This is a genomic window from Aliivibrio sp. 1S128 (assembly GCF_001691065.1).
Taxonomy (GTDB): Bacteria; Pseudomonadota; Gammaproteobacteria; order Enterobacterales; family Vibrionaceae; genus Aliivibrio.
Genome location: NZ_MAJV01000036.1, coordinates 77971 through 99841, shown reverse-complemented (window position 1 = coordinate 99841; position 21871 = coordinate 77971). Strand labels below are relative to the sequence as shown.

The following is a 21871-nucleotide window of genomic DNA, read 5'->3' as shown; positions in this document are numbered from 1 at the left end:
GCAATAATGAAATTAATGTCGTTTAAATAAATCGAGTGTGGAGCCTCTCTCATTTAAAACCCCATGATGTATCGATAACCTAGGAGGTTTAGATGAGAGGAGTATCGAGAAACTTTAGGGGGAAACCCGATACTCCAATCGTTTTATTGTTAGTTCTGAGTTGCTGCTGTTACTTTTTCAGATTTTTGCAATTCAAGCTTTCCCTTCTTTACTGCGTGGCCTCTCCACATAATAAGAATTGATGTTGAAATCACCGTCCCAACCAGAGCTGCGCCTAGCCAAACAGCTGCTGCCATGAATGACCCCATACCACCATCTTGCAATAAGAAGAGTGAGAAGATGCCTGCTCCTGGTGTAGATAAACCAACACCTGCGGCACCAACCATTGCACCCGTTACAATCGAACCCACAAGGAATGAACCGATAACACGAATTGGATCTTCAATCGCCATTGGAATCGCACCTTCAGTAATACCTGCAAGGCCAAGTAGCCATGTTGATTTACCCGTTTCGATTTCAAAATCTTTGAACAAACGAGGCGCTATCATGGTTGACGCCGTTACCGTAAAGGCTGATACCATTTTTACTGAACCGAAGATGGCGTAAGGACCATAAACACCGTTCGCCATTGCACCTAAACAGAAGGCGTAAGCGGCTTTGTTGACAGGACCACCTAAGTCGAATGAAACGAAACACCCTAGTACCGCACCAAGTAAGATGGCATTAGTACCTGACAAACCGTTTAACCAATCCGTTAAACCTTGGTTTAAAAACGCAACTGGCTTACCAATAACGAATAACATTAAACTACCAACGACCAAAGTACCGATCACAGGATAAAGATAAAACGTAAGGAAACCGTTGAATGCAGGCGCTAGGCGAATATTTTCTTTCACCCAACGCATGACATAGCCAGCTAATAAACCACCAACAACACCACCAAGGAAACCCGCACCAATCAAGTTAGCCGCAAGACCCGCAGCAAAACCTGGACCTAACGCCGGTTTATCTGCAAGGGAGTAAGCCGTGTACGCTGCCAGTACTGGAACCATTAGCGTACCAAGCAAGCCACCACCTAATTTACGGTACATCCATAACCATGAACCATCTGTCGCGTACAGTTCTTGTAAGTCAAAAATTTGAGCAATAAGAACAGCAACCGCAAGCACTGTACCGCCAGCGATGATCAATGGTACGGCAAACGAAATACCGCTTAGTAGGGCTTGTTTTAATTCTGTTTTCAGTGGTAATTTTTTAGGTTTGTCGTCTGTTGCTTCCACAAAATCGGCAGAACGCCCTTTTTTACCTTCTTCTATCGCGTCATTAAGAATGCGTTCTGCATGACGAATAGGCTCTGCTACTGGCGTTTCAACTCGTGGAATGCCTTTAAATCGCTCAACGTCTTTAATCGCAACTTCCGCTGCAAAAACACACGCGACGGCTTTATTTAGTTGCTCGGCAGTAATACGATCTTCAATACCATTTGCGCCTTGTTTTTCAACATGGACGTTATAACCAAGTTTTTTCCCTGCTTTTTCAAGGTATTCCGCAGCCATATACGTGTGTGCAATGCCTGCAGGGCACGCAGTTACACATACAATTGTTGGCGCATTTGTATCTAAGTTGTATGATTCAGTGTCTTTTTCTTTATGCCCATCAAACAGAGCAAAAATCTCTTCTGCTGTGGTGGCATTTAATACGGCTTCACGAACATCATCATCCACTAAGGTTGTGGTTAATTCCGTCAGTAAATGCATGTGGGTAGAACCCGCTTCTGCATTAGGGATCGCAATTAAGAAAATAAGGTTTACGTCTTCGTCCTCATCTTCATCAACGCCTTTCCACTTTAGATCTCGCGTTAAGGTTGCAACAGCAAATGCGGCTTCTTTTACCGCATCTGTTTTACCGTGAGGTACTGCTAACCCTTCACCTAACGCAGTTGGGCCTTCTGCTTCACGAGCAAATACAGCCTCTAAATATTCATCTTTATTATGTAACTTGCCTTGTTGTTCTAATTGGTCAGCAAGTGCATAAATCGCTTCTTCTCTGCTATTAAATGTCGTCTGCAGATTAATGAGCGACTTATTTGTAAGAGTAGTCAGTTTCATAACCTTTGTCCCATGTCACGAATGAGTGTTTGTATTTGGTAACTGAGACAATAATACCTTTTTAATACAACTTATCTGTGATGACTATCACAACCACCACAACTTGTATTAAATATGTATTAAATTCAAATTGGCATTAAAACTTGTCTTATTACCTTTTATTCGTATGATACAAGTTAGTGTAGACAATTTTTACAGTAAAATTACGAGGTTTTAATGGCAAGGCTCCCAATGTATCGTCAAATTGCTGATGCTATCCGAGAGAAGATCAGCCAAGGCGAATATAAAGTCGGTGAAGCACTTCCAAGTGAAGCGCAATTACGAGAACTGTTTTCTGTTAGTCGAGTGACTATCCGTCAGGCATTAAAACTATTAATAGAAAATGATGAGCTCGAAAGTGTGCAAGGCAGCGGCACTTACGTAAAAGAGAACAAGGTAAATTACGATATTTACCAACAATCGAGCTTTCAAGAAAAGTGGGCACATTTAGATGTGGCAACCCACAGCGATGTATTGGCGTTTGAAATCCAAAAAGCATCACTCGTAATGGCTGAGCATTTAGACATAGCAGAGAATGAACACATGTTTTACGTAAAGCGTGTGCGTTATATTGATAACAATCCGATTGCTGTCGAAGAAACGTGGTTACCTGTTGCTCTCTTCCCGGATCTGTCTTACCAAGTCATGCAACAGTCTAAATACGATTTTATTGAGAACACGAAAGGGTTAACTATTGATCGTAGTGAGCAAGAACTAGTACCAATTCTGCCAAGTAAAGATATTGCCGATTATCTGAATACGGAAGAAGGCGTGCCTATTATTGAAAAACGCAGCCGAGGCTATTTAAAGGGTGACATCGTTTTTGAATACAGCCGTAACTTTATCTCGCCAAGAGATTACAAATTTACCTTAGTTGCAAAACGTCACTGATAAAAAGGACAGTTATGAATATCCCTAATGTTGGTTTTAATCACGACAAAAGCAATAATACTGAATTAGAGATCATCGAACTGTCTTCTTTGTATGAAAGAACCTCCCTCTCTCATGATCCAGAAGCTCCGCACCGCGTCCGCCTAGATAACGGCAAGATCGTAGAACATTGGGACACGGTTGAAGCTATTCCTGAAAAAACAGAATGGAAAAACACTAACGGAAAATTTGGATTTTAATCAAGATAGCTAGCCAATAAAAAGCCTCAATTTAAAGGATGAAAGAGCCTCTCTTTCATCTTTTTTTATGATTAAAATGGACCAATAACAAAACTTACTGGTTAATTAAATTTAAACGCTCGTTTTACATTATTAAATTTAACTAAACTAAAAAAGCAGATAACCTCTTTTTACTGACTATTTAAGAGGATTTGTTATGTGCGATTTAAATGAAGATTTTGAAGACTTAGAAATCAACTTCACCCCATCAGAAATTAGAATGCTCGGCTGGGATGACAAAGAATGGATCATCGAAAGTATTACTTTTATAGCATCAATCTGCATGATTATTTATTTCTTTCTTTTCTGAATTTAACCATAAAATTCAATATTTTAAATTATAAAACATTCCCCTAATAGAACCATTATATGTTCTTTGAACAATTGAATTTGATGTTATTCAACTTAAATATTGACGATTTTCCATTTAATAAATAACCAACTAACTCACGTTAACGGCTTCATTTCCTTTTTATGCCCAACAATGTGACTCTTTTCACGCTTTCTATACAGCTTGTTAATTTCTAAGAATTTTTCCTAGTCATTCTAAGACCCTCTCTCATGCAAGCTCCCTTCCCACTCTCTACTATTTCAATCAATCCAATATATAAAGAGCGCATTGAGAGTTAACCCCTCATGCATACCCTCATACATTATAAGAGAGTTCACAATGTTAAAGTTCCTAGAACAGGTTAGAAAACCGACACTAGATCTTCCGGTAGAAGTCAGAAGAAAGATGTGGTTTAAACCTTTCCTACAATCTTACTTGGTCGTGTTTATTGGTTATCTAACCATGTATCTGATTCGTAAAAACTTCAATGTCGCACAAAACGACATGATTTCAACTTACGGATTGTCGATGACAGAACTTGGCTTAATTGGTCTTGGTTTTTCAATCACTTACGGTATTGGTAAAACGGTTGTTTCCTATTATGCCGATGGGAAAAATACCAAACAATTTTTGCCTTTCATGCTTATTCTTTCAGGCTTAGCTATGCTAGGTTTCAGCTTCAGTATGGGCGGCGGCAGTGCTAGCTTATTCATGATGATAGCCTTTTACGCTCTCAGCGGTTTCTTCCAAAGTACGGGTGGCCCTTCAAGCTATTCCACCATCACTAAATGGACACCACGTAATAAACGCGGGTCATATTTAGGCTTGTGGAACATGTCTCATAATGTGGGTGGTGCAGGTGCTGCTGGTGTCGCTTTATTTGGTGCTAACTATTTTTTTGATGGCAACGTTATAGGCATGTTCGTCTTCCCTTCTATCATCGCGATCATCGTTGGTTTTATTGGAATGCGTTTTGGTAATGACTCACCGGAAGCTTACGGTCTAGGTACAGTAGAAGAGCTTTTTGACGAAGAAATCAGTGAAGAAGATACGATCGCTGAAGAAAACCACATGACGAAAAAAGAGATCTTTGTTGAGTACGTACTTAAAAACAAAGTGATCTGGTTACTCTGCTTCGCTAACATTTTCTTATACATTGTTCGTATTGGTATCGACCAATGGTCAACGGTTTACGCATACCAAGAGCTTGGCCTATCAAAAGAAACGGCGATTACAGGTTTCACGTTGTTTGAAGTCGGAGCACTTGTTGGTACGCTAATGTGGGGTTATTTATCCGATCTCGCGAATGGTCGTCGTGCTTTGGTGGCTTGTGTGTCTCTTGGTTTAATCATTGTATCGCTTGAGTTCTACCAAAATGCAACCAGCGAATTCATGTACCTTGGTTCACTCTTTATTCTTGGTTTCTTAGTGTTTGGTCCTCAACTATTGATTGGTGTTGCTGCGGTTGGTTTTGTTCCGAAAAAAGCAATCAGTGTTGCCGACGGCGTTAAAGGTACTTTCGCTTATCTAATTGGTGACAGCTTTGCAAAACTAGGCCTTGGTATGATTGCCGATGGTACGCCTATCTTTGGCTTAACGGGCTGGGAAGGTACTTTCGCCGCATTAGATACCTCCGCCGCGATTTGTATTGTCTTACTTCTTTTCGTTGCTATCGCTGAAGAGAAAAAGATCCGCCACGCTAAAAAACTGCACTTAGCTGCAAACCAAGCGTAATCAATTTTCGCGCGCTTAACTTACGTAAAGCGCGCGAGATCATACAAATCATCCCATCAATTAAGTATCATTATTCAGTCTTAATATTGATTCTCTTATCGCTCCTATCATTGGGAGTTATTTCGTTTCTCACTCTACATTCTGGTTAATATCATGATTAATGTTGCACTTGTTGATGACCACGTCATTGTCCGTTCTGGTTTTGCTCAATTACTCAGCCTAGAATCTGATATCTCTGTGGTTGGTCAATTCAGCTCTGCGGCAGAAGCACGTCGCGGACTTCCGAGTTGCCACCCAGATGTCGTTATCCTAGATATTTCAATGCAAGATGAAAGTGGTTTAAGTCTGCTCGAAGATATCCCCTCCGGCATCGCCAGTATTATGCTCAGTGTTCACGACTCTCCCGCTATGGTTGAAAAATCGTTAGAGCTAGGAGCAAAAGGCTACTTAAGTAAACGTTGCAGTCCTGATGAACTAATCCAAGCCGTGCGAACAGGAGCAAATGGGGGCTGTTATCTCACCCCAGACATTGCAATAAAACTTGCTACACCAGTAAAAAGAAACACATCACTTAGCCAGCTAACTCGTCGAGAAAACGAAGTATGTCAATTACTTGCTAATGGATTAGATGTTAAGTCTATCGCAACAAAATTGGGGTTAAGCCATAAAACGGTGCATGTACATCGAGCTAATGCCATGGATAAATTGAGTGTTAAAAACAACGTTGAGTTAGCCAAACTGTTCTCCCAAGACGCTTACTAATGCGAACTTATTTAGCCACTTCTGTCTGTGGCATTTTTATGGCTGGGTGTTCATGGTTTTGTTTGTGGGTCATTGCCTACTATTTCATTAACGATCCTGAACTGGCTATTTTGTTGTTTCCTTTTTCTTTACGATTAGGGATAGCACTGCACACACGAACACGATACTGGCCAGCCATTTACATTGCGGAGTGGGGTCTGACGATTGCGTTAGCTCTTTTGCTAAATGAACCACAATGGTTAACTGTCCTCATTGCCAGTGCATTGAGTATTCCGGTTACTTTATTGGCTAAACGCTATTACTACGGTGATCAGAATCGCCATCTATTGGTCATGACAAGCGTCATCATCATCATGGCTTTTATTAATCTTTCTGCCGTTGGTTTTCATGTACCTTCGATTTATATGGTGTGGCTCGTCAGTATCACTGGCGGTTTAATGTTGGTTCCTATGTGTTATTTAGTCTGGAATTACCTCTTCCAAAACAAATGGGCGCCACTCAGTTCTTACTTAATTAATACCGTTGTTGAATTTAAAATTCGTCATATTGCGCTGTATAGCCTGTTATTTATTGCCAGTATTTTTATACAGACGAGCTTGCCTGAAGAATTAAGACGATTTGCTCCTTTTTGTATGGCGATCCCGATTATATTGCTTGCCGTTCGTTACGGTTGGCAAGGTGCATTACTCGCCACATTATTTAATAGCGTCGCATTAATTGCAGCCCACAGTGGTGTTTCTAAATTAGAAATTACCGATCTACTCTTATCCCTTTCTGCACAAACAATTACCGGTATATTGCTTGGTTTAGCGGTGCAAAAACAAAAAGATTTAAACCATAAATTACGCAGCGAGCTCTCTCGCAATCAAAACCTATCTCGTCAATTAATCACGGCTGAGGAATCAGTTCGTCGTGATATCGCTCGTGAATTACATGATGAGATTGGTCAAAACATTACCGCAATTCGAACTCAGGCAAACATCATAAAACGCATTGATGCGGCTGAAATGAGCGTTCGTTGTGCTGATACAATAGAAACACTTTCTCTAAACGTATACGACACCACTAAACGATTATTAACGAAACTAAGACCCAAAATGCTTGATGATCTCGATCTCAAAGAATCTGTTGAGCAGCTTATTCGAGAAATGGAATTTTCTGATCATGGTATTGATATCAACTTGAATTGGCAGGGTGATTACCTGTGCTTAAGTGACACTCTTAAAGTGACCATTTTTCGTTTATGTCAGGAATCATTAAACAACGCTTATAAATATGCAGAGGCCAATGAGATCCACATTACGTTGATATTAGATAGCCAAGTGACCCTCTTAATTTCTGATAATGGCATTGGTTTTAAAGCACAAGATTTAATGAACGGAATGGGGGTTCGCGGTATGCAAGAACGGGTTCAAGCTCTTGGAGGAAAGATGGTAATTGACTCAAACACCCCGCTTTCTGGTACTAAAATCAGCATTGCATTACCTAAAGTGTGAGTATAAATATGTTTGGATTTTTACGCTCGACGACTTCAAATTCCACGCCATTGAGTGAGGAAAAGATTAATCAAAGCTATCGTTACTGGCGCTTGCATATCATGCTAGGAATGTACGTAGGTTATGCCGGATTTTACTTTACTCGTAAGACCTTCAACTATGCCGCCCCAGCGATGATCACCGATTTGGGCTTAGATAAAGGGGACATAGGCTTAATTGGTACGCTTTTCTATATTACTTATGGCCTATCAAAATTTATCTCCGGCACGATTTCGGATCGCTCAAACCCACGCTATTTTATGGGTATTGGCTTGATAGCGACGGGGATTATTAATATCGCGTTTGGTTTTTCTAGCTCTTTAATGGCCTTTATCTCTCTTTGGATGTTGAACGCGTGGTTTCAAGGCTGGGGATGGCCTTCATGTTCCAAACTGTTAACCACCTGGTATTCACGATCAGAGCGTGGGTTTCGTTGGGCAACATGGAACACCGCACATAATATTGGTGGTGCCCTTATCCCTATTCTAGTGGGTTACCTTACTTTGCATTATAGCTGGCGAGCTGGCTTTATTTGGCCTGGCGTCATAGGCATTATTATTGGGTTAATTGTGTGTTGGCGTTTACGAGATAAGCCAACAACCATGGGATTACCTAGCGTAGGACAATGGCGAAATGACCCTTTAGAATTAGCACAAGAGAACCATGGACAAGGACTAAGCTATCGAGAGATATTAAAAACCTATGTATTTAGCAATAAGTATATTTGGTTACTCGCTTTTAGTTATGTGTTGGTTTATATCGTAAGAACCGCGGTTAATGATTGGGGTAATTTATATCTAACTGAAGAGCATAACTACAGTTTAATTAACGCTAATGCTGCGTTATCTCTATTTGAAATTGGTGGGTTTATTGGCTCACTTGTTGCGGGTTGGGGCTCTGACCGGTTATTTGCAGGTAACCGTGGACCAATGAATATCTTGTTTGCTATCGGGATTTTCTTGTCGGTGTCTGCATTGTGGCTGATGCCTTTGACTAATTTTGTTTTTCAAGCCGCCGGGCTTTTCTGTATAGGCTTTTTTGTCTTTGGTCCTCAAATGTTAATTGGTATGGCAGCAGCAGAATGCTCACACAAGGATTCCGCAGGGGCAGCCACTGGTTTTGTTGGTCTCTTCGCTTATATGGGTGCCGCATTATCTGGGTATCCACTGGCTCTCATTTTAGAAACCTACGGTTGGACTGGATTTTTCGTTACTATTTCGACTTGTGCTGCCGTGATCGGGCTTCTTCTCTTGCCTTTCTTGCAAGCTCAATCACCTCAGAAAACAATTGATACAAGGTATCGTTTATAAACACTGCGTCAATATTTACACCAACTTGAGTATATCGAGCCTGATTTACGATTCACTCAAGTTGGTTAATTAACAATCGATATGACACAGTTTTAATTCTACGCCCCATCAACAATGTGACTCTTTTCACGCTTTTTATATCTCCACGCCATTTCTAAGAATTTTTCCTAATAATTCTAAGACCCTCTCTCATGCATTTTTTTGCCTACTCCCTAGTATTTCAAGTAATCAAATACCACTGAAATCACTTTCTTTCTAATCGATTAGAAAAGCTAACTACGGGAAAATTCATGTCATCAGGCCATTTATCACGTCACTCCTTCTTCCCAATGGAAAACAAAATTCAAACCTATGCATGGGGAAGCACCTCTTCTATTCATGATCTATTTGGTTTTGAAAATGAATCACAGCAACCACAAGCTGAGGTCTGGATGGGAACTCATCCTAAAGGTTGTTCAATGGTGACGTTTGATAAGCATTTAATCCCTTTATCAGAGCTAATCAATTCCAATAAATCGGCTTACTTATCTTCTGATATTGCCCAAGAATTTGGCGATCTTCCTTTTTTATTTAAAATTCTCGCCGCCGATAAAGCGTTATCAATTCAAGTTCATCCAAGCAAAAGCCAAGCAGAGAAAGGGTTTGAACAAGAAGAACAAGCAGGCATTTCCCTAACAGCCGATCATAGAAATTATAAAGATACGAATCATAAACCGGAATTGGTTTACGCGCTCACTGACTACCAAGCGATGAATGGGTTTCGTGCATACGATGAAATTATGGGGTTCTTTGCTGCCTTACATATTGTTGAATTAACAGATCTAGTAATGGATTTTAGCCACACACTTACCCCCCTAGGATTAAAGACATTTTTCAACGGTTTATTAACCCTAAGTGAGTTACGACAACACAATGCATTAGACCAACTACTGACCTATGCCAAAGCTCATCAAGATCAAGCTGAATTTGCCTTAATCATAGAGTTAAACCATCAATACCCTTATGATGTCGGGCTCTTTTCTCCACTGCTTCTTAATGTGATTACATTACAGCCAGGCGAAGCGATGTATTTAAGTGCCAATACACCACACGCTTATATAAAAGGAACGGGATTAGAAATAATGGCAAATTCCGACAATGTATTACGTGCAGGGTTAACACCAAAACACATTGATGTGGATGAACTTGTTGAATGTACTCACTTTGTACCTATCGCCTTTGATGATCTGATTTTGTCACCGCAAAAAGAAGGGCTCTGTGATAACTACGACATTCCAGTAAACGACTTTAATTTCGGCATTATACATTCGCCAAAAGAGGCCGACGTTAAGATCCACGGTGCTGAAATAGTAATGGCAATAGACAGTGAGTTAGAATTACGCAGCCAAAATGGAGAAACAATGGTATTGGCTAAGGGACAATCTGTTTTTATCCCAGCTTATATCGGTAGTTATATATTAAGCAGTCATGGTCGTGTAGCCAGAGCCTTTAATTGAGAATTACGTAAAACAAAACCATAAAAAGCCGCTAGAATATATCTAGCGGCTTATGATTTAATTCAATTTATACCAATTATTTCGCTTTCACTGTTGGTAAAATACGGTAACCATCCACTCGAACTTTATCGCTTGGTTGGTAATGGCGAATACCTAAGTTAAATACACCCGAATCGTTCGCTGTTTCAATATTATTTGGGGCATCTGCACCACAACCAAAGCTGACTGTGTAAGTCCCATCTTTATTTACTGTCGCGGTGTTAGAGCTTACGTTCGCTACATCGTTAAACATAAAGCCTGACTTGTCATAAACCGTGATAGACCAAAACGCTTTGTTTTTAGGATCTTCAAACGTTGATTGATAACACGTATCCGCAGGGTAATTGCCTGATACTTCATAGATATTATCTATCATTTGAGCACCACCCCAACCAATAGCTGCCCCAACTTCATATTTTTCTTGAGTAAACAATGTCGTCGATTCATCATTAAACCCAGTAAACATGCCTGTTAATGCTGCGCTGCCATCACGTTCATTTATCATTGGCATTTTAGCCTTCAGCTCATCTTCCACTTTTTTAAATGATGTTTGATTTACACTTTCAGAAATAAACAACTCTGCGCTATTTGCATTAATTTTCATTTGGTCTTGATACATCGCCGCTTCTTGCTCTGTAAAAGTAGCATCAAGACGGATCACTAAATAAAGATGCTTACCCGTATGAGTCGATAAGTTAAATGTCCCACCACCGTTGTACATTGGTTGAATATGATGATCTTCTGTAATGGGTTGCACAGAGATGTATTTGCCTTCTGGTATCTCAGGCATTGTCACTGTAGCTCCTTTTGATACATCAACAACAGCCATTGAATAATAAGTATCACGGTTCATGCGAACCACAGGCTGTGCATCTGTTGGGGTAAGCTGGCGTTTATGTAAAAACTCATTAACCCCTACAAGATCTTGATTCTTCAAAATTTGGTGAGCCGTTTCATCGGTTGGGTACGTCTGCGCTGTCACCATTTTTCCATCAGCAGTAAAAAATCCATCTAGACTTGTCGTAGGCTGAGAAGCCGAAACGCAAGTTGCCGTAACCATTGCACTCAGTAAAACACTTTTAGTTATTAGGGAAAATTTCATTTAATAGCTCCTAAGCTGTTATTCAATTCTGTTGGATTGATTAAATAATAGACTTAAAAATGCATTTATAGAAATCATAAGATCACATAACTGATATGCTATGATGTAATATCATTGCTTGTTATTAATACAATTAAGGATATATATGAAAACACTTGAACAAGCGCTTTCTCGAATTGATCTCAACTTACTCGTTTCTCTTAGTGTATTAATTAAAGAAAAAAATGTATCACGAGCGGCAGAAAAACTATTCCTTTCCCAGCCAGCAATGAGTCGAATTTTAGGCCGCCTTAGAGACCTATTTGATGATCCTCTTTTTTATCGTGAGTCAAATGGCTTACAACCTACCGCTAAAACACTAGAGTTAGAGTCGCAACTTGATGAGATTTTATTTTCAATTGATAGCTTAATAAACAGCTCCACTTTTTCTGCTGAGTTGTGTGAAAAAGCCTTTCGCATATCAACACCACCACTCATGAGTAAACTGCTTACTGCCCCATTAGCCAAAGCAATTTATGATGCTGCACCAAAAGTAACTCTTGAAGAGTACCCCTCTGCTATTGACCCTATTTTGTTACTAAAAGAAGGTCACGTTGATTTCTCTATACATATCAAAGATACCGTCGTTAGTGATGAATATCACTCAGAGAAGATTCGGCAGACTTACCCTGTTATTTATGGTTCTGCTGACCATCCTTTATTACAAAAGAAACACATCACGATAGACGATTGCCTTGAATACGCCTTTGTAGATTTATCGCTAGATATTCGATCCACAGGTGAATACCTAAACCCACTCGATGTGGAATTAAGAAAGCAAGGTAAATGCAGGAATGTAGCGTTAAAATCAGGGCAACTAGCAACGCTTATCGAATCAATTAAAGGCACAGATCGTCTTATTATTGGTGGGCATTTATTAGAAAAAGACTCAATTTTAGATTCAAGCTTTAAAGTAATAAAAACGTTTGATAGCAAGCCATATACTGTTGATCTTTACTTAATTGAACACAGAAGAACACTTACTAGTTCACCTCATCGTTGGTTAAAATTGATGATTAGTGAGTCAATCAAGAAAGGATTTCAAGATGAATAAGAAAAGAAGAAAGAAGAAAGAAGATTAAACTGTAGATTAAGGAATTTAGCGGTCAAGTAGAGGGGGGTTCTGTTAGCTCACTAACTTGTACTTGTACCGCTGACAATACATTTATGTCTTGCCTACTTTATACACTAGGATACATTAGGTACAAGCATTAAAACTGCGACAATGGTGGCAATCAATACACGAGGAATAACAACATCTTTATCAAGTTTCATCAAATAACTCCGGTTTACCTGTAGTTAAAATAAATCTAATTTTTCATTACATATTAATAAATTAGACTCTAATCAGGTAATACTATGATGGTTGATAACGATAAACTATTGGTCACTGGCTATGTGATGCATAGTTTTTACCTATGCATTTACTGCTTAACATATCATAGCATTCCGTTTACTTAACTTAATCTTGCCTTAATCTGCTCACGTATATATTTGTGTGTTTTATTCGTGATATTACGGCGATGATAAATAAGTTTAATTTCATACGGTTGAAGTGGGAAAGGTGACTCTACTACTTTTAAGCCGAGCTCTTGGGCTAACCCAAACATACTTTCAGCCACAATACAGATCGCATCCGTGTGTCTAACACTTAACAATAAATTAGATGGCCCACTCACTTCACGAACAATGTTACGCTCAAATATCTCATCAGGACGGGTTTCAAATGCGCCCATGTTCTCATTTTTCAATTTAAGCATGACATGCTCAGCTTGGTTAAATTGCTCTAAACTTAATGAATTTCCCGTAATGCTTGGATGATCGCATCGGCACGCAAAAGCGATATCCAATTTACCTAAACTCTCACTCACAAAGGTGTAGTCAGTCACGGTAATATCATCAATCAAGATATCAACTTCACCTGAACGAATTTTATCAAGCATTTGATACTCAACCGCAGGGCTTTCTGTCAGCAAAGCATCGTCCATATCAGGCAGAGATTGCAATACGATCTCTGGCGCACTAATTATCAAACGACGTGGAGATTCCAAAGCTACCACCAGTTGCTCCATTATCGGACGTACCTGATAGGCCAATGAATGAGCCGCATCTGTTGGCTCTAGAGATCGCCCTACTTTTAAAAATAACGGCTGCCCATAACTCTCTTCAAATTTTTTAATCGCACTGCTCATTGAAGGCTGGGTAATATCTAAATGAACCGCGGCTTTTGTGACACTACCAAAATCATACACTGCAAGAAAATGTTTGATAAAATTTAAATTCATTTACCTTCCTCCTAATAATTTTCTGAATAATTACCTAATTGAATCGACGTCGAAATTCCGTTGGTGTCATGACTTTTAGCTCTTTAAATTGTCGATTAAAATTCGAGATATTTTTAAACCCTGTCTTCTCTGCAACAAGAGCGATTGGTAAGGAGGTATTCGCTAACAGTTCACATGCCTTACCAATTCGATATTGCTTTAAATGATCAGAAAAACTCATCCCATAATGCTTCTCAAACATTCGATATGCCGAGCTTTCACTCATGTGCAGTTTCTTACACAAATCGGATATTTTAATCGCATCACCATAATACTTTTCAACATACTGAGTTGCTCTTTCAAAGCGTTGGTTTAATTCCGTATCTTCTGAAATTGGTCTGCTACGATAAGGCGTCGTTGATAAGGTTTTTGCTTTACTATCATCAGAAAGACTGACCAATATTTCAATGACTTTAATGGCTTGATAATGGCGATCTAGTTGCTCCACATCATTAAGTAATGCCGATACCTTTTGGGCGGTTTCGGTGCTAAAAGAGAGGCCGTAAGCCGAGTTATCTAATAAACGCTTAAGGTTTCTCGCCTCTGGTAGCAACGTTTGTAATCGCTCTACCCAATGATGAGCAAACCACACAATAAGCGTATGATGATTATTTTTAACTGATTTTACACTTCGTCCTGCCACCATATGCGGTAAGCCGGGCCCATAAAGTAACAAGGTATTATGATTGATATCGCCAATCGCATCTCCCGCAAAATAACTGCCTTGAAATGCCTCGCCGGGGTCAAGATACAACACCAATTCATATTCAGAATGATAATGCCAAGAGCAAGCAAATTCACTGTCTTCTACACGACAATGAAACTCTCTAACAATCCAATCAAAACTCGGCACATTTTGAACGTGCTCTTTAAACGGTTTCATTCTTTATCCCAACGATTAAGTAGTCTCTCAGGCTAATCCGGTAAGCATTATCTGTCAAAGGAAGATGATAAAATGAATGAATAGTATTAGATGTAGCTCGAATAACATCAATGCCCCCCACAATCATTGAGTAGACTACGCATAAATAAAATCGTTAATAAAAACCTATTTCGTACACTGGAGTTTTACTATGCCACACAACAAAAAGTCATTTTTGTTTATTTTTACCGCTTTTATTACAGGACTTTGCAGTGCGTTTTTTTACCCACTATCAAGTCTATTCATTGTAGAGGAGCTGGGCGCGTCACCAATGATGTTAAGTCTGTATATGACACTTGCTGTCAGCAGTTCAGTGATCGTATCTCACTTTATTGCAAAACGTTCAGACACGCATTGGAACCGTAAAACTATCCTTATCACCTCATTAGCAAGCTACTTAATTTTAGTCGCTAGTTTTACCGTTATTCGAGACTATTGGTTAGCCGTTGCGATAGCTGTTGGGTTTGGCAGTATTAGTGGGGCTTCTTTCGGCCAACTGTTTGCATTAGGCCGTGAATATGGCGACAGACACGTTGCTAACAGCACCAGTTTTTTAGCGAAGATGCGTGCAGGCCTTGCCATTGCTTGGGTATTTGGCCCACCTGCGGCATTTATGCTTAAAGCACAATTTGGATTTAGTGCTACATTTGCGGTATCTGCCATAACTGTATCTATCGCTATATTCATCGTCGCTAAATTCATTCCCGATAATGTGGTAACAAAAGAAGAACGAACGGCGGCAACGGTTGAGAATAAACCGTTAGGACGCATGGTTGTATTTTATTGCTTTATTATTGTGTGTGCTTTTTCTGCCAATAATTTATACATCACCAGTATGCCTTTGTATCTTTCACAAGAGCTGCAAGTTGATGTCAGTTGGTTAGGCTTAATGTTTGGTATGGCGGCAGCTTTTGAAATTCCGGTTATGCTAGGAGCAGGTAAAATGGCAGAAAAACTAGGCACAACCAGAGTAATGACGCTTGGTGTCTTATCTGGTGCCATGTTCTTTCTTGTTATGTTATCAACCACCAGTTTTACAGGGATGCTGATTGCTCAAATACTTAATGGATTCTTCATTGGTGTGTGTGCAACGTTAGGAATGGTCGCACTGCAAGACATGATGAAAGACCGATTAGGCACGGCCTCTACCCTTTTCTCAAACATGTTGAACATCAGTGTCTTGGTATCAAGCGTGATGGTGGGTGTAGTGGGTGAGTTATACAACTACTACAGCGCACTGTATTTATGCTTTGTTGGTGCAGTTATAGCTGCTGTGTTGCTGATTGTGTTTGAAATGCTAGAGAAGAAACAGAAGGTAGTGATTGAAGGCCAATGCGCGGTGGCTGGAGAGGTGTAGGGTTAACATTATGTAAGCTTCGGGGTAATAGCTAACCTGCCACTACCCCAAAATAGCTTAGAGTTGTTATCCACTAAAAATGGAACACCTCCTCATACTCCACTTGCAAAATTAACAACAAACGATAGTCAAATTTGAAGAATTTTGTTTACGCTAATTTAAGCGCTTCGCATTTTTCTTCATTACGACGGTCTAGTCGACCACTATAACGAGTGAGAGCTAGTGCAATAAGAACAATAACAGCGCCAACCCATGGCGTATGCATAAGTCCTGCTTTCGCAACAATCAAGCCGCCTCCCCAAGAACCAAGAGCAATACCCACATTAAAAGCAGCAATATTAAGTCCAGAAGCTACATCAACAGCATCAGGAGTGTGTTTCTCTGCTAGTTTTACGACATACACTTGCAGTCCTGGAACATTACCAAAGGCAAACGCTCCCCAAACTAAGATAGTCGCCACCGCTGCAATAGGGTGAACTGCAGTAAAATTAAATACGACTAAGATAGCAGCTAAACCTGAAAAAATGATAGTCAGCGCTTTGATTGGACCAATTTTATCCGCCATTTTCCCACCAAAAATGTTACCAACAGCGACAGAAACACCATACACCAACATAATTAAACTGATAGCGCTAGGGTTGAACCCTGACACTTGCTCTAAAATAGGGGCAAGGAACGTAAATGCAGTAAATGTACCACCGTAGCCTAATGCCGTGATGGCATAGACCAATAATAATCGGGGTTGTGTTAGTACCTTCAGTTGTGAAGATAGTTTTGACGCTGGAGGTTGTTTAAGGTTATTCGGTACTAAGAAAGCACTACCAATTAACGCGACTAAACCTAAAACGGCCACAATAAGGAACGTTGACTGCCAACCAAAAGCTTGACCGATATAAGTACCAAGTGGAACACCAGTGACTAATGCTACAGTTAAACCTGTAAACATAATAGCAATGGCACTGGCCGCCTTTTCTTTAGAAACTAAACCTGTAGCTATAGTTGAACCAATAGAGAAGAACACACCATGTGCTAAACCCGTCAAAATTCGGGCTGCGATTAAGGTGCTATAGCTAGGAGCTTGCCATGCGAGTAGGTTACCTGCGACAAAAAGAGACATGACGCTTAGTAATACGTGCTTTCGATTCCATTTACCCGTAAGCGCAGTTAAAACTGGCGCGCCAATGGCAACACCAAGGGCGTAAAGACTAACTAAAAGCCCTGCGGATGGTAAAGAGACGTTTAAGTCGGTAGCCATTGTTGGAAGCAACCCAACAATAACAAATTCTGTTGTTCCTATAGCAAAGGCGCTGAGCGTCAATGCAAGAAGTGCTAAGGGCATAATTTACTCACTTATATTTAGTATTATATAGAGCGATATGAGGTGAAGTTGATTACCTGTAATACCGCGTTCTGTTTCAATGAAGGCATTATGCTTGGAACAATAGTTGAGAAAAATAGAGGCTTTAACAAAAGATATTTGTTATATATGCAATAAAAGACAGTAAAAAACAGAAAAAGGAATGATATGAGAACTCGGTCTGACGATTTAGAAATATTGTTGACGGTAGTCGATAGTGGCGGATTTACGGCAGCTGCAGAGGCATTAGATATTCAAGTTGCTCGTGTATCAAGAGCGGTGAGTAAGGTAGAAAAACAACTTGGGGTCTCGATTCTTAACCGAACAACTAGGCGAGTAGAGTTAACGGACGAAGGGCGTCAATTTGTAGAGTCGGTACGAGTTGGATTAATTAAGATCCAACTAGCAGAGGAAGAGATCATCACTCGCGGCGAGTTACCAAGAGGGCGCTTACGAGTAGATGCGGCCAGTCCATTTGTTTTCCATCAGCTCATACCTCTAATACAAGCATTTAACCAAGAATACCCACATATCGATTTGGAACTCACTTCTAATGAAGGTTTTGTTGACCTATTGGAAAAGAAAACCGACTTAGCGATTAGGATTGGTGATCTCAATGACTCGACACTTCATGCTCGATTACTTGGACGCAGTTTATTATATATTGTTGCTACGCCTGATTATTTATCACATAGGGGGATTCCAAAGAAATGCAGTGATTTAGTTAAGCATGACACAATTGGATTCGCAGGGCCTAAAATTCTCAATGTCTGGCCTTTGAAAGGTTTTGAATCGTTAAATCCCATACTGACATCGAGTAATGGAGAAACGGTTCGACAACTAACTTTAGCTGGTAATGGTATCGCTTGTTTATCAGGTTTTATGGTTAAGAAAGATATTGAAGAAGGACGGTTAATTACGCTATTAGAGAGTGAGAAGCTGACAAATACAGGGAGAGAACAAATTAATGCGGTGTTCTATAAATCATCATCTGTTGCAAAACGTATCTCAGCATTTATTGATTTTATTCAACCTAAGTTAACACTATAGTTCGATAATATGAAACGAGAGATCCAACTTGCTTTCACTAACATATTCGTATCGCCAATAAGCGCCTCTCTCTGCTTCATCAAACTAAAAAATGCCAGTCAACTTAACTGACTGGCATTACATTACCCACAATAGAGCGGTTGAATGTACGTCTCTTGTGTCACTAATGTCTATGGTTTCTACTAGTAATTGCATTGCGGTGGTTACGAGAAAAAATAAAGTCCTATTTTTGTTAAGCTCACTCTACCATCAGCTAAAGTGAGCTAATCTGAAACGAATGATCTAGCTTGCTTGCGCTAACACATTGGTATCAGCCAATAAGCGCTTCCCCGCCTCATCAAACAAATGCAAGTGCTGCTTTGCAACGTTAAGCGTCAGTGATTCTTGAGTGGCAAAGTCTAACTCTGGCGTTAACGCGGTAAATGTTTTGCCTCCAACCAAACCATGAACTAACTGATTCGGCCCTAACGGTTCAACTGCTTGCACACTTAATGGAAAGCTTAACCCTGTATTTACTGGCTCTAACAAGGCGTGTTCAGGTCTAATTCCAAGCTGTATTGTCTGAGCAGGTAGATGGGCGTATTCAGCCAGAAACACACTTTGTTGATCAAACTTAATCACCCCATTCACAATTTCCGCTTGATGGAAGTTCATCGCAGGACTACCAATAAAACTCGCCACAAACGTACTTGCTGGTTGGTGATACACCTCAGATGGCGTGCCGATTTGCTCAATCTCACCTTGGTTTAGCACAATAATACGATCCGCCAAGGTCATCGCCTCCACTTGATCATGAGTCACATACACACTGGTTACGCCTAGCTCTCGTTGCAGCTTTTTAATTTCTAAACGCATGTGGGCACGCAGTGAAGCATCTAGATTAGATAATGGCTCATCAAACAAGAACAACTGTGGATCACGCACAATCGCACGTCCCATGGCAACACGTTGACGCTGACCACCTGATAACTTTGCAGGCTTGCGATCTAAATACTCTGCAATTTTGAGTGTTTCAGCAACTTTTTTAATTTTTGATGTGATCGTAGCCTTATCAACACCTCGATTTTTTAACCCGTAGGCCAAATTCTCGTAAACCGTCATGTGCGGATATAACGCGTAGTTTTGGAATACCATAGCGATATCACGACTGGCAGGTTTTTCGGTATCAATACGACGATGATTCAACTCAATTTCGCCACCAGTGATCGACTCTAACCCTGCGATAGAGCGCAAGATAGAGGATTTACCACAGCCCGACGGACCAACCAATACAATGAACTCACCTTGCTTAATATCAAGAGAAACACCTTTTACCGCTTGGTGACCATTGTCGTAGGTTTTTACTAAATTTTTAAGTGCTAACATAGTCTATCTCTTCACAAATTAGGTATTGGCAATGCGGTTTCATAGCCGCATCAGCACGGTTATTTCTCGGTTTCAACAAGGCCTTTCACAAACCAACGCTGAAAAATAATAACCACTAAAATCGGTGGCAACATGGCGAAGATAACCAGAGCAAAGGCTTGGTCGTAACGCGGTTGACTGCTTTGGCTTATGTCACTCAATAACTGCTTCACGCCCATCACGATAGTGTTGTAACTTTCATCGGTGGTCATCATGATTGGCCATAAATATTGGTTCCAACCCACCACAAACATGATGATGAAAATCGCAGCGATCATAGTTTTTGATAACGGTAATAAAATATCGAGAAAAAAGCGAATTGGTCCCGCGTTATCAAGTTGCGCTGCTTCTAGTAATTCATTTGGGATAGTTCTAAAAAATTGACGAAAGAAAAACGTCGCTGTCGCTGAAGCTATTAGCGGTAAAATGAGCCCAGAAAAACTGTTTAACATCCCTAAGTTCGCAACCACCTCATAAGAAGGAATGATGCGCACTTCTAATGGCAACAATAGCGTGACAAATATCAGCCAAAACCACAGCGAAGCAAAAGGCATACGAAAATAGACCAAGGCATAAGCTGCCATCATCGAAATAATGATCTTGCCAATGGCAAAGCCAAGTCCCATCACCATTGAGTTAATGATCATCGATTTTGCATTCACATCCGTACTAAAGCCGATGCTCTTGTCCCACACTTCACCGTAAACCTCAAAAAGGTTACCGCCCGGCCACCACTGCAATCCATCACTAATAATGGTGTTTGGGTTGTGGGTAGAGCTGGCGAAAATTAGCCAAATAGGGATGATCATAAAAAGCGCCCCTGCTATTAGGATCACATGATCGAACCATTGATTCTGTTTCATAATAAAATTCTCATCATTGCTGTGTACCAATACATCTCTTTGAATTAATAGTGCACACGCTTTTCAATAAACTTAAATTGCACCCAAGTCAGCATTAAGACTAAAACCAGTAACACCACCGATTGCGCCGCACTGCCACCAATGTCTGTCCCAATGAAGCCATCACGATAAATCTTATAAACCAATGAGGTCGTTCCCCCACCCGGACCGCCTGACGTTAAAGTATCGATAACGCCGAAGGTTTCAAAAAAGGCATAGGTTAAGTTGATGACTAATAAGAAAAAGCCTGTAGGAGCAAGCAGTGGAAAAGTAATAGTCCAGAAGCGACGGCGATCACTCTCGCAATCCAACATTGCCGCTTCATTCACCGCATAGGAAATAGACTGTAGCCCAGCAAGAAAGTAGATAAAGTTAACCGAGACTTGCTTCCACACCGAGACCAAAACCAAGGTTAACGTCGCATCAAAAGGACTGGTGTATAAGCTAAAATCCCAACCAAGACTGGCAAAAATATCGGTAAAAACACCAATATGAGGATTGAAAATAAAGCCGCCCATAATACCGGCCACCGCAGGAGCAACCGCATATACCCAAGTGAGCGTGATTTTATAAGCACTCTTACCATGCAAAATATTATTGGCTTTCACCGCCAGTAAAAGCGCGATGGCTAATGATAAAAATGACACAACAATGGCAAAGCCAACCGTAAAAAAGATCGATCTTAAATACTCTGCCGAGCTAAAAATAATGTCGTAATTCTCTAAACCGACAAAGGTTGATGATAACCCCCAAGGGTCTTCTAGCATAAAGGAGAGATAAACCGCTTCGGCTGCAGGATAGAAAAAGAACACCGCAATAATGGCGATTTGTGGCACTAAAAGCGCATAAGGTAATGCCGAGTGGGTAAATTGTTGTCGTTGTTCCACTGTT

Annotated in this window: 19 protein-coding genes; 11 read left to right on the top strand and 8 right to left on the bottom strand. The window is 40.3% G+C overall.

The features are described from left to right. Window positions 1-149: 149 nt before the first annotated feature. Window positions 150-2108 carry a PTS 2-O-a-mannosyl-D-glycerate transporter subunit IIABC gene (gene mngA, locus A6E03_RS07130; protein WP_065600512.1) on the bottom strand — a complete coding sequence of 653 codons (1959 nt, stop codon included), beginning with the start codon at window positions 2106-2108 and terminating at the stop codon, window positions 150-152. A gap of 216 nt (window positions 2109-2324) precedes the next feature. On the opposite strand from mngA, the gene A6E03_RS07125 reads away from it, so the two are divergent. From A6E03_RS07125 to manA, 8 genes are all read left to right on the top strand, one after another. Continuing rightward, window positions 2325-3038 carry a GntR family transcriptional regulator gene (locus A6E03_RS07125; RefSeq protein ID WP_060991947.1) on the top strand — a complete coding sequence of 238 codons (714 nt, stop codon included), beginning with the start codon at window positions 2325-2327 and terminating at the stop codon, window positions 3036-3038. A gap of 14 nt (window positions 3039-3052) precedes the next feature. Then, window positions 3053-3277: a hypothetical protein gene (locus tag A6E03_RS20435; RefSeq protein ID WP_065592349.1), complete on the top strand. Its 225-nt coding sequence runs from the start codon at window positions 3053-3055 to the stop codon at window positions 3275-3277. A gap of 196 nt (window positions 3278-3473) precedes the next feature. Continuing rightward, on the top strand, window positions 3474-3626 hold the full coding sequence (locus A6E03_RS20230) for a hypothetical protein (protein WP_175365422.1): 153 nt from the start codon (window positions 3474-3476) through the stop codon (window positions 3624-3626). Window positions 3627-3986: 360 nt separating this feature from the next. Next, window positions 3987-5381, top strand: coding sequence for a hexose-6-phosphate:phosphate antiporter (uhpT, locus tag A6E03_RS07115; protein WP_065592348.1), 1395 nt, complete (start codon window positions 3987-3989; stop codon window positions 5379-5381). A 153-nt stretch (window positions 5382-5534) separates the two neighbouring features. After that, on the top strand, window positions 5535-6143 hold the full coding sequence (uhpA, locus tag A6E03_RS07110) for a transcriptional regulator UhpA (RefSeq protein ID WP_065592347.1): 609 nt from the start codon (window positions 5535-5537) through the stop codon (window positions 6141-6143). Continuing rightward, a complete protein-coding gene (uhpB, locus tag A6E03_RS07105) occupies window positions 6143-7639 on the top strand; it encodes a signal transduction histidine-protein kinase/phosphatase UhpB (protein WP_065592346.1) in 1497 nt (498 codons plus the stop codon). The genes uhpA and uhpB overlap by 1 nt, the downstream gene beginning before the upstream one ends. Before the next feature lie 8 nt (window positions 7640-7647). Next, on the top strand, window positions 7648-8988 hold the full coding sequence (locus A6E03_RS07100; RefSeq protein ID WP_065592345.1) for an MFS transporter: 1341 nt from the start codon (window positions 7648-7650) through the stop codon (window positions 8986-8988). A 290-nt stretch (window positions 8989-9278) separates the two neighbouring features. Next, complete coding sequence (gene manA / locus A6E03_RS07095) at window positions 9279-10484, top strand: mannose-6-phosphate isomerase, class I (RefSeq protein ID WP_065592344.1); 1206 nt, start codon at window positions 9279-9281, stop codon at window positions 10482-10484. A 76-nt stretch (window positions 10485-10560) separates the two neighbouring features. Here manA and A6E03_RS07090 read toward each other — a convergent pair whose 3' ends face one another. Then, window positions 10561-11583 (bottom strand): DUF1254 domain-containing protein, encoded by a 1023-nt coding sequence (locus A6E03_RS07090; protein WP_141676943.1) that lies wholly within the window; start codon window positions 11581-11583, stop codon window positions 10561-10563. A 187-nt stretch (window positions 11584-11770) separates the two neighbouring features. Here A6E03_RS07090 and A6E03_RS07085 point away from each other — a divergent pair, with 187 nt between their 5' ends. Continuing rightward, window positions 11771-12718 (top strand): LysR family transcriptional regulator, encoded by a 948-nt coding sequence (locus A6E03_RS07085; RefSeq protein WP_065600511.1) that lies wholly within the window; start codon window positions 11771-11773, stop codon window positions 12716-12718. 403 nt (window positions 12719-13121) lie between these two features. On the opposite strand, the gene A6E03_RS07080 is transcribed toward A6E03_RS07085, so the two are convergent. Beyond that, window positions 13122-13949, bottom strand: coding sequence for a LysR family transcriptional regulator (locus tag A6E03_RS07080; protein ID WP_065600510.1), 828 nt, complete (start codon window positions 13947-13949; stop codon window positions 13122-13124). Window positions 13950-13983: 34 nt separating this feature from the next. Next, complete coding sequence (locus A6E03_RS07075) at window positions 13984-14871, bottom strand: AraC family transcriptional regulator (protein WP_065600509.1); 888 nt, start codon at window positions 14869-14871, stop codon at window positions 13984-13986. 190 nt (window positions 14872-15061) lie between these two features. Between A6E03_RS07075 and A6E03_RS07070 the strand changes: the two genes are divergently transcribed. Beyond that, on the top strand, window positions 15062-16267 hold the full coding sequence (locus A6E03_RS07070; RefSeq protein ID WP_065600508.1) for a sugar efflux transporter: 1206 nt from the start codon (window positions 15062-15064) through the stop codon (window positions 16265-16267). A 148-nt stretch (window positions 16268-16415) separates the two neighbouring features. Here the strand turns inward: A6E03_RS07070 and A6E03_RS07065 are convergent, their stop codons facing one another. Next, entirely contained in the window at window positions 16416-17606 is a 1191-nt protein-coding gene (locus A6E03_RS07065) for an MFS transporter (protein WP_065592338.1), read from the bottom strand. A 186-nt stretch (window positions 17607-17792) separates the two neighbouring features. On the opposite strand from A6E03_RS07065, the gene A6E03_RS07060 reads away from it, so the two are divergent. Beyond that, window positions 17793-18674 (top strand): LysR family transcriptional regulator, encoded by an 882-nt coding sequence (locus A6E03_RS07060; protein ID WP_065592337.1) that lies wholly within the window; start codon window positions 17793-17795, stop codon window positions 18672-18674. Window positions 18675-18956: 282 nt separating this feature from the next. Here A6E03_RS07060 and ugpC read toward each other — a convergent pair whose 3' ends face one another. Genes ugpC through A6E03_RS07045 form a run of 3 tightly spaced genes read right to left on the bottom strand, consistent with a single transcriptional unit; the run spans window position 18957 to window position 21867 of the window. Further along, window positions 18957-20039 carry a sn-glycerol-3-phosphate ABC transporter ATP-binding protein UgpC gene (gene ugpC / locus A6E03_RS07055; protein ID WP_065600507.1) on the bottom strand — a complete coding sequence of 361 codons (1083 nt, stop codon included), beginning with the start codon at window positions 20037-20039 and terminating at the stop codon, window positions 18957-18959. A gap of 59 nt (window positions 20040-20098) precedes the next feature. After that, window positions 20099-20941 (bottom strand): sn-glycerol-3-phosphate ABC transporter permease UgpE, encoded by an 843-nt coding sequence (gene ugpE, locus A6E03_RS07050; RefSeq protein WP_065592335.1) that lies wholly within the window; start codon window positions 20939-20941, stop codon window positions 20099-20101. 44 nt (window positions 20942-20985) lie between these two features. Beyond that, window positions 20986-21867 (bottom strand): ABC transporter permease subunit, encoded by an 882-nt coding sequence (locus tag A6E03_RS07045; RefSeq protein WP_065592334.1) that lies wholly within the window; start codon window positions 21865-21867, stop codon window positions 20986-20988. Window positions 21868-21871 lie beyond the last annotated feature (4 nt).

Bases quoted from the DNA above. Each gene is read 5' to 3' on its own strand.
- A6E03_RS07075 (WP_065600509.1), bottom strand. From the start codon at position 14,871: ATGAAACCGTTTAAAGAGCACGTTCAAAATGTGCCGAGTTTTGATTGG.
- manA (WP_065592344.1), top strand. From the start codon at position 9,279: ATGTCATCAGGCCATTTATCACGTCACTCCTTCTTCCCAATGGAAAAC.
- A6E03_RS07085 (WP_065600511.1), top strand. From the start codon at position 11,771: ATGAAAACACTTGAACAAGCGCTTTCTCGAATTGATCTCAACTTACTC.
- A6E03_RS07070 (WP_065600508.1), top strand. From the start codon at position 15,062: ATGCCACACAACAAAAAGTCATTTTTGTTTATTTTTACCGCTTTTATT.
- mngA (WP_065600512.1), bottom strand. From the start codon at position 2,108: ATGAAACTGACTACTCTTACAAATAAGTCGCTCATTAATCTGCAGACG.
- A6E03_RS07080 (WP_065600510.1), bottom strand. From the start codon at position 13,949: ATGAATTTAAATTTTATCAAACATTTTCTTGCAGTGTATGATTTTGGT.
- uhpT (WP_065592348.1), top strand. From the start codon at position 3,987: ATGTTAAAGTTCCTAGAACAGGTTAGAAAACCGACACTAGATCTTCCG.
- A6E03_RS07065 (WP_065592338.1), bottom strand. From the start codon at position 17,606: ATGCCCTTAGCACTTCTTGCATTGACGCTCAGCGCCTTTGCTATAGGA.
- A6E03_RS20435 (WP_065592349.1), top strand. From the start codon at position 3,053: ATGAATATCCCTAATGTTGGTTTTAATCACGACAAAAGCAATAATACT.
- A6E03_RS07060 (WP_065592337.1), top strand. From the start codon at position 17,793: ATGAGAACTCGGTCTGACGATTTAGAAATATTGTTGACGGTAGTCGAT.
- A6E03_RS07100 (WP_065592345.1), top strand. From the start codon at position 7,648: ATGTTTGGATTTTTACGCTCGACGACTTCAAATTCCACGCCATTGAGT.
- ugpC (WP_065600507.1), bottom strand. From the start codon at position 20,039: ATGTTAGCACTTAAAAATTTAGTAAAAACCTACGACAATGGTCACCAA.
- A6E03_RS07090 (WP_141676943.1), bottom strand. From the start codon at position 11,583: ATGGTTACGGCAACTTGCGTTTCGGCTTCTCAGCCTACGACAAGTCTA.
- A6E03_RS07125 (WP_060991947.1), top strand. From the start codon at position 2,325: ATGGCAAGGCTCCCAATGTATCGTCAAATTGCTGATGCTATCCGAGAG.
- uhpB (WP_065592346.1), top strand. From the start codon at position 6,143: ATGCGAACTTATTTAGCCACTTCTGTCTGTGGCATTTTTATGGCTGGG.
- ugpE (WP_065592335.1), bottom strand. From the start codon at position 20,941: ATGAAACAGAATCAATGGTTCGATCATGTGATCCTAATAGCAGGGGCG.
- uhpA (WP_065592347.1), top strand. From the start codon at position 5,535: ATGATTAATGTTGCACTTGTTGATGACCACGTCATTGTCCGTTCTGGT.
- A6E03_RS20230 (WP_175365422.1), top strand. From the start codon at position 3,474: ATGTGCGATTTAAATGAAGATTTTGAAGACTTAGAAATCAACTTCACC.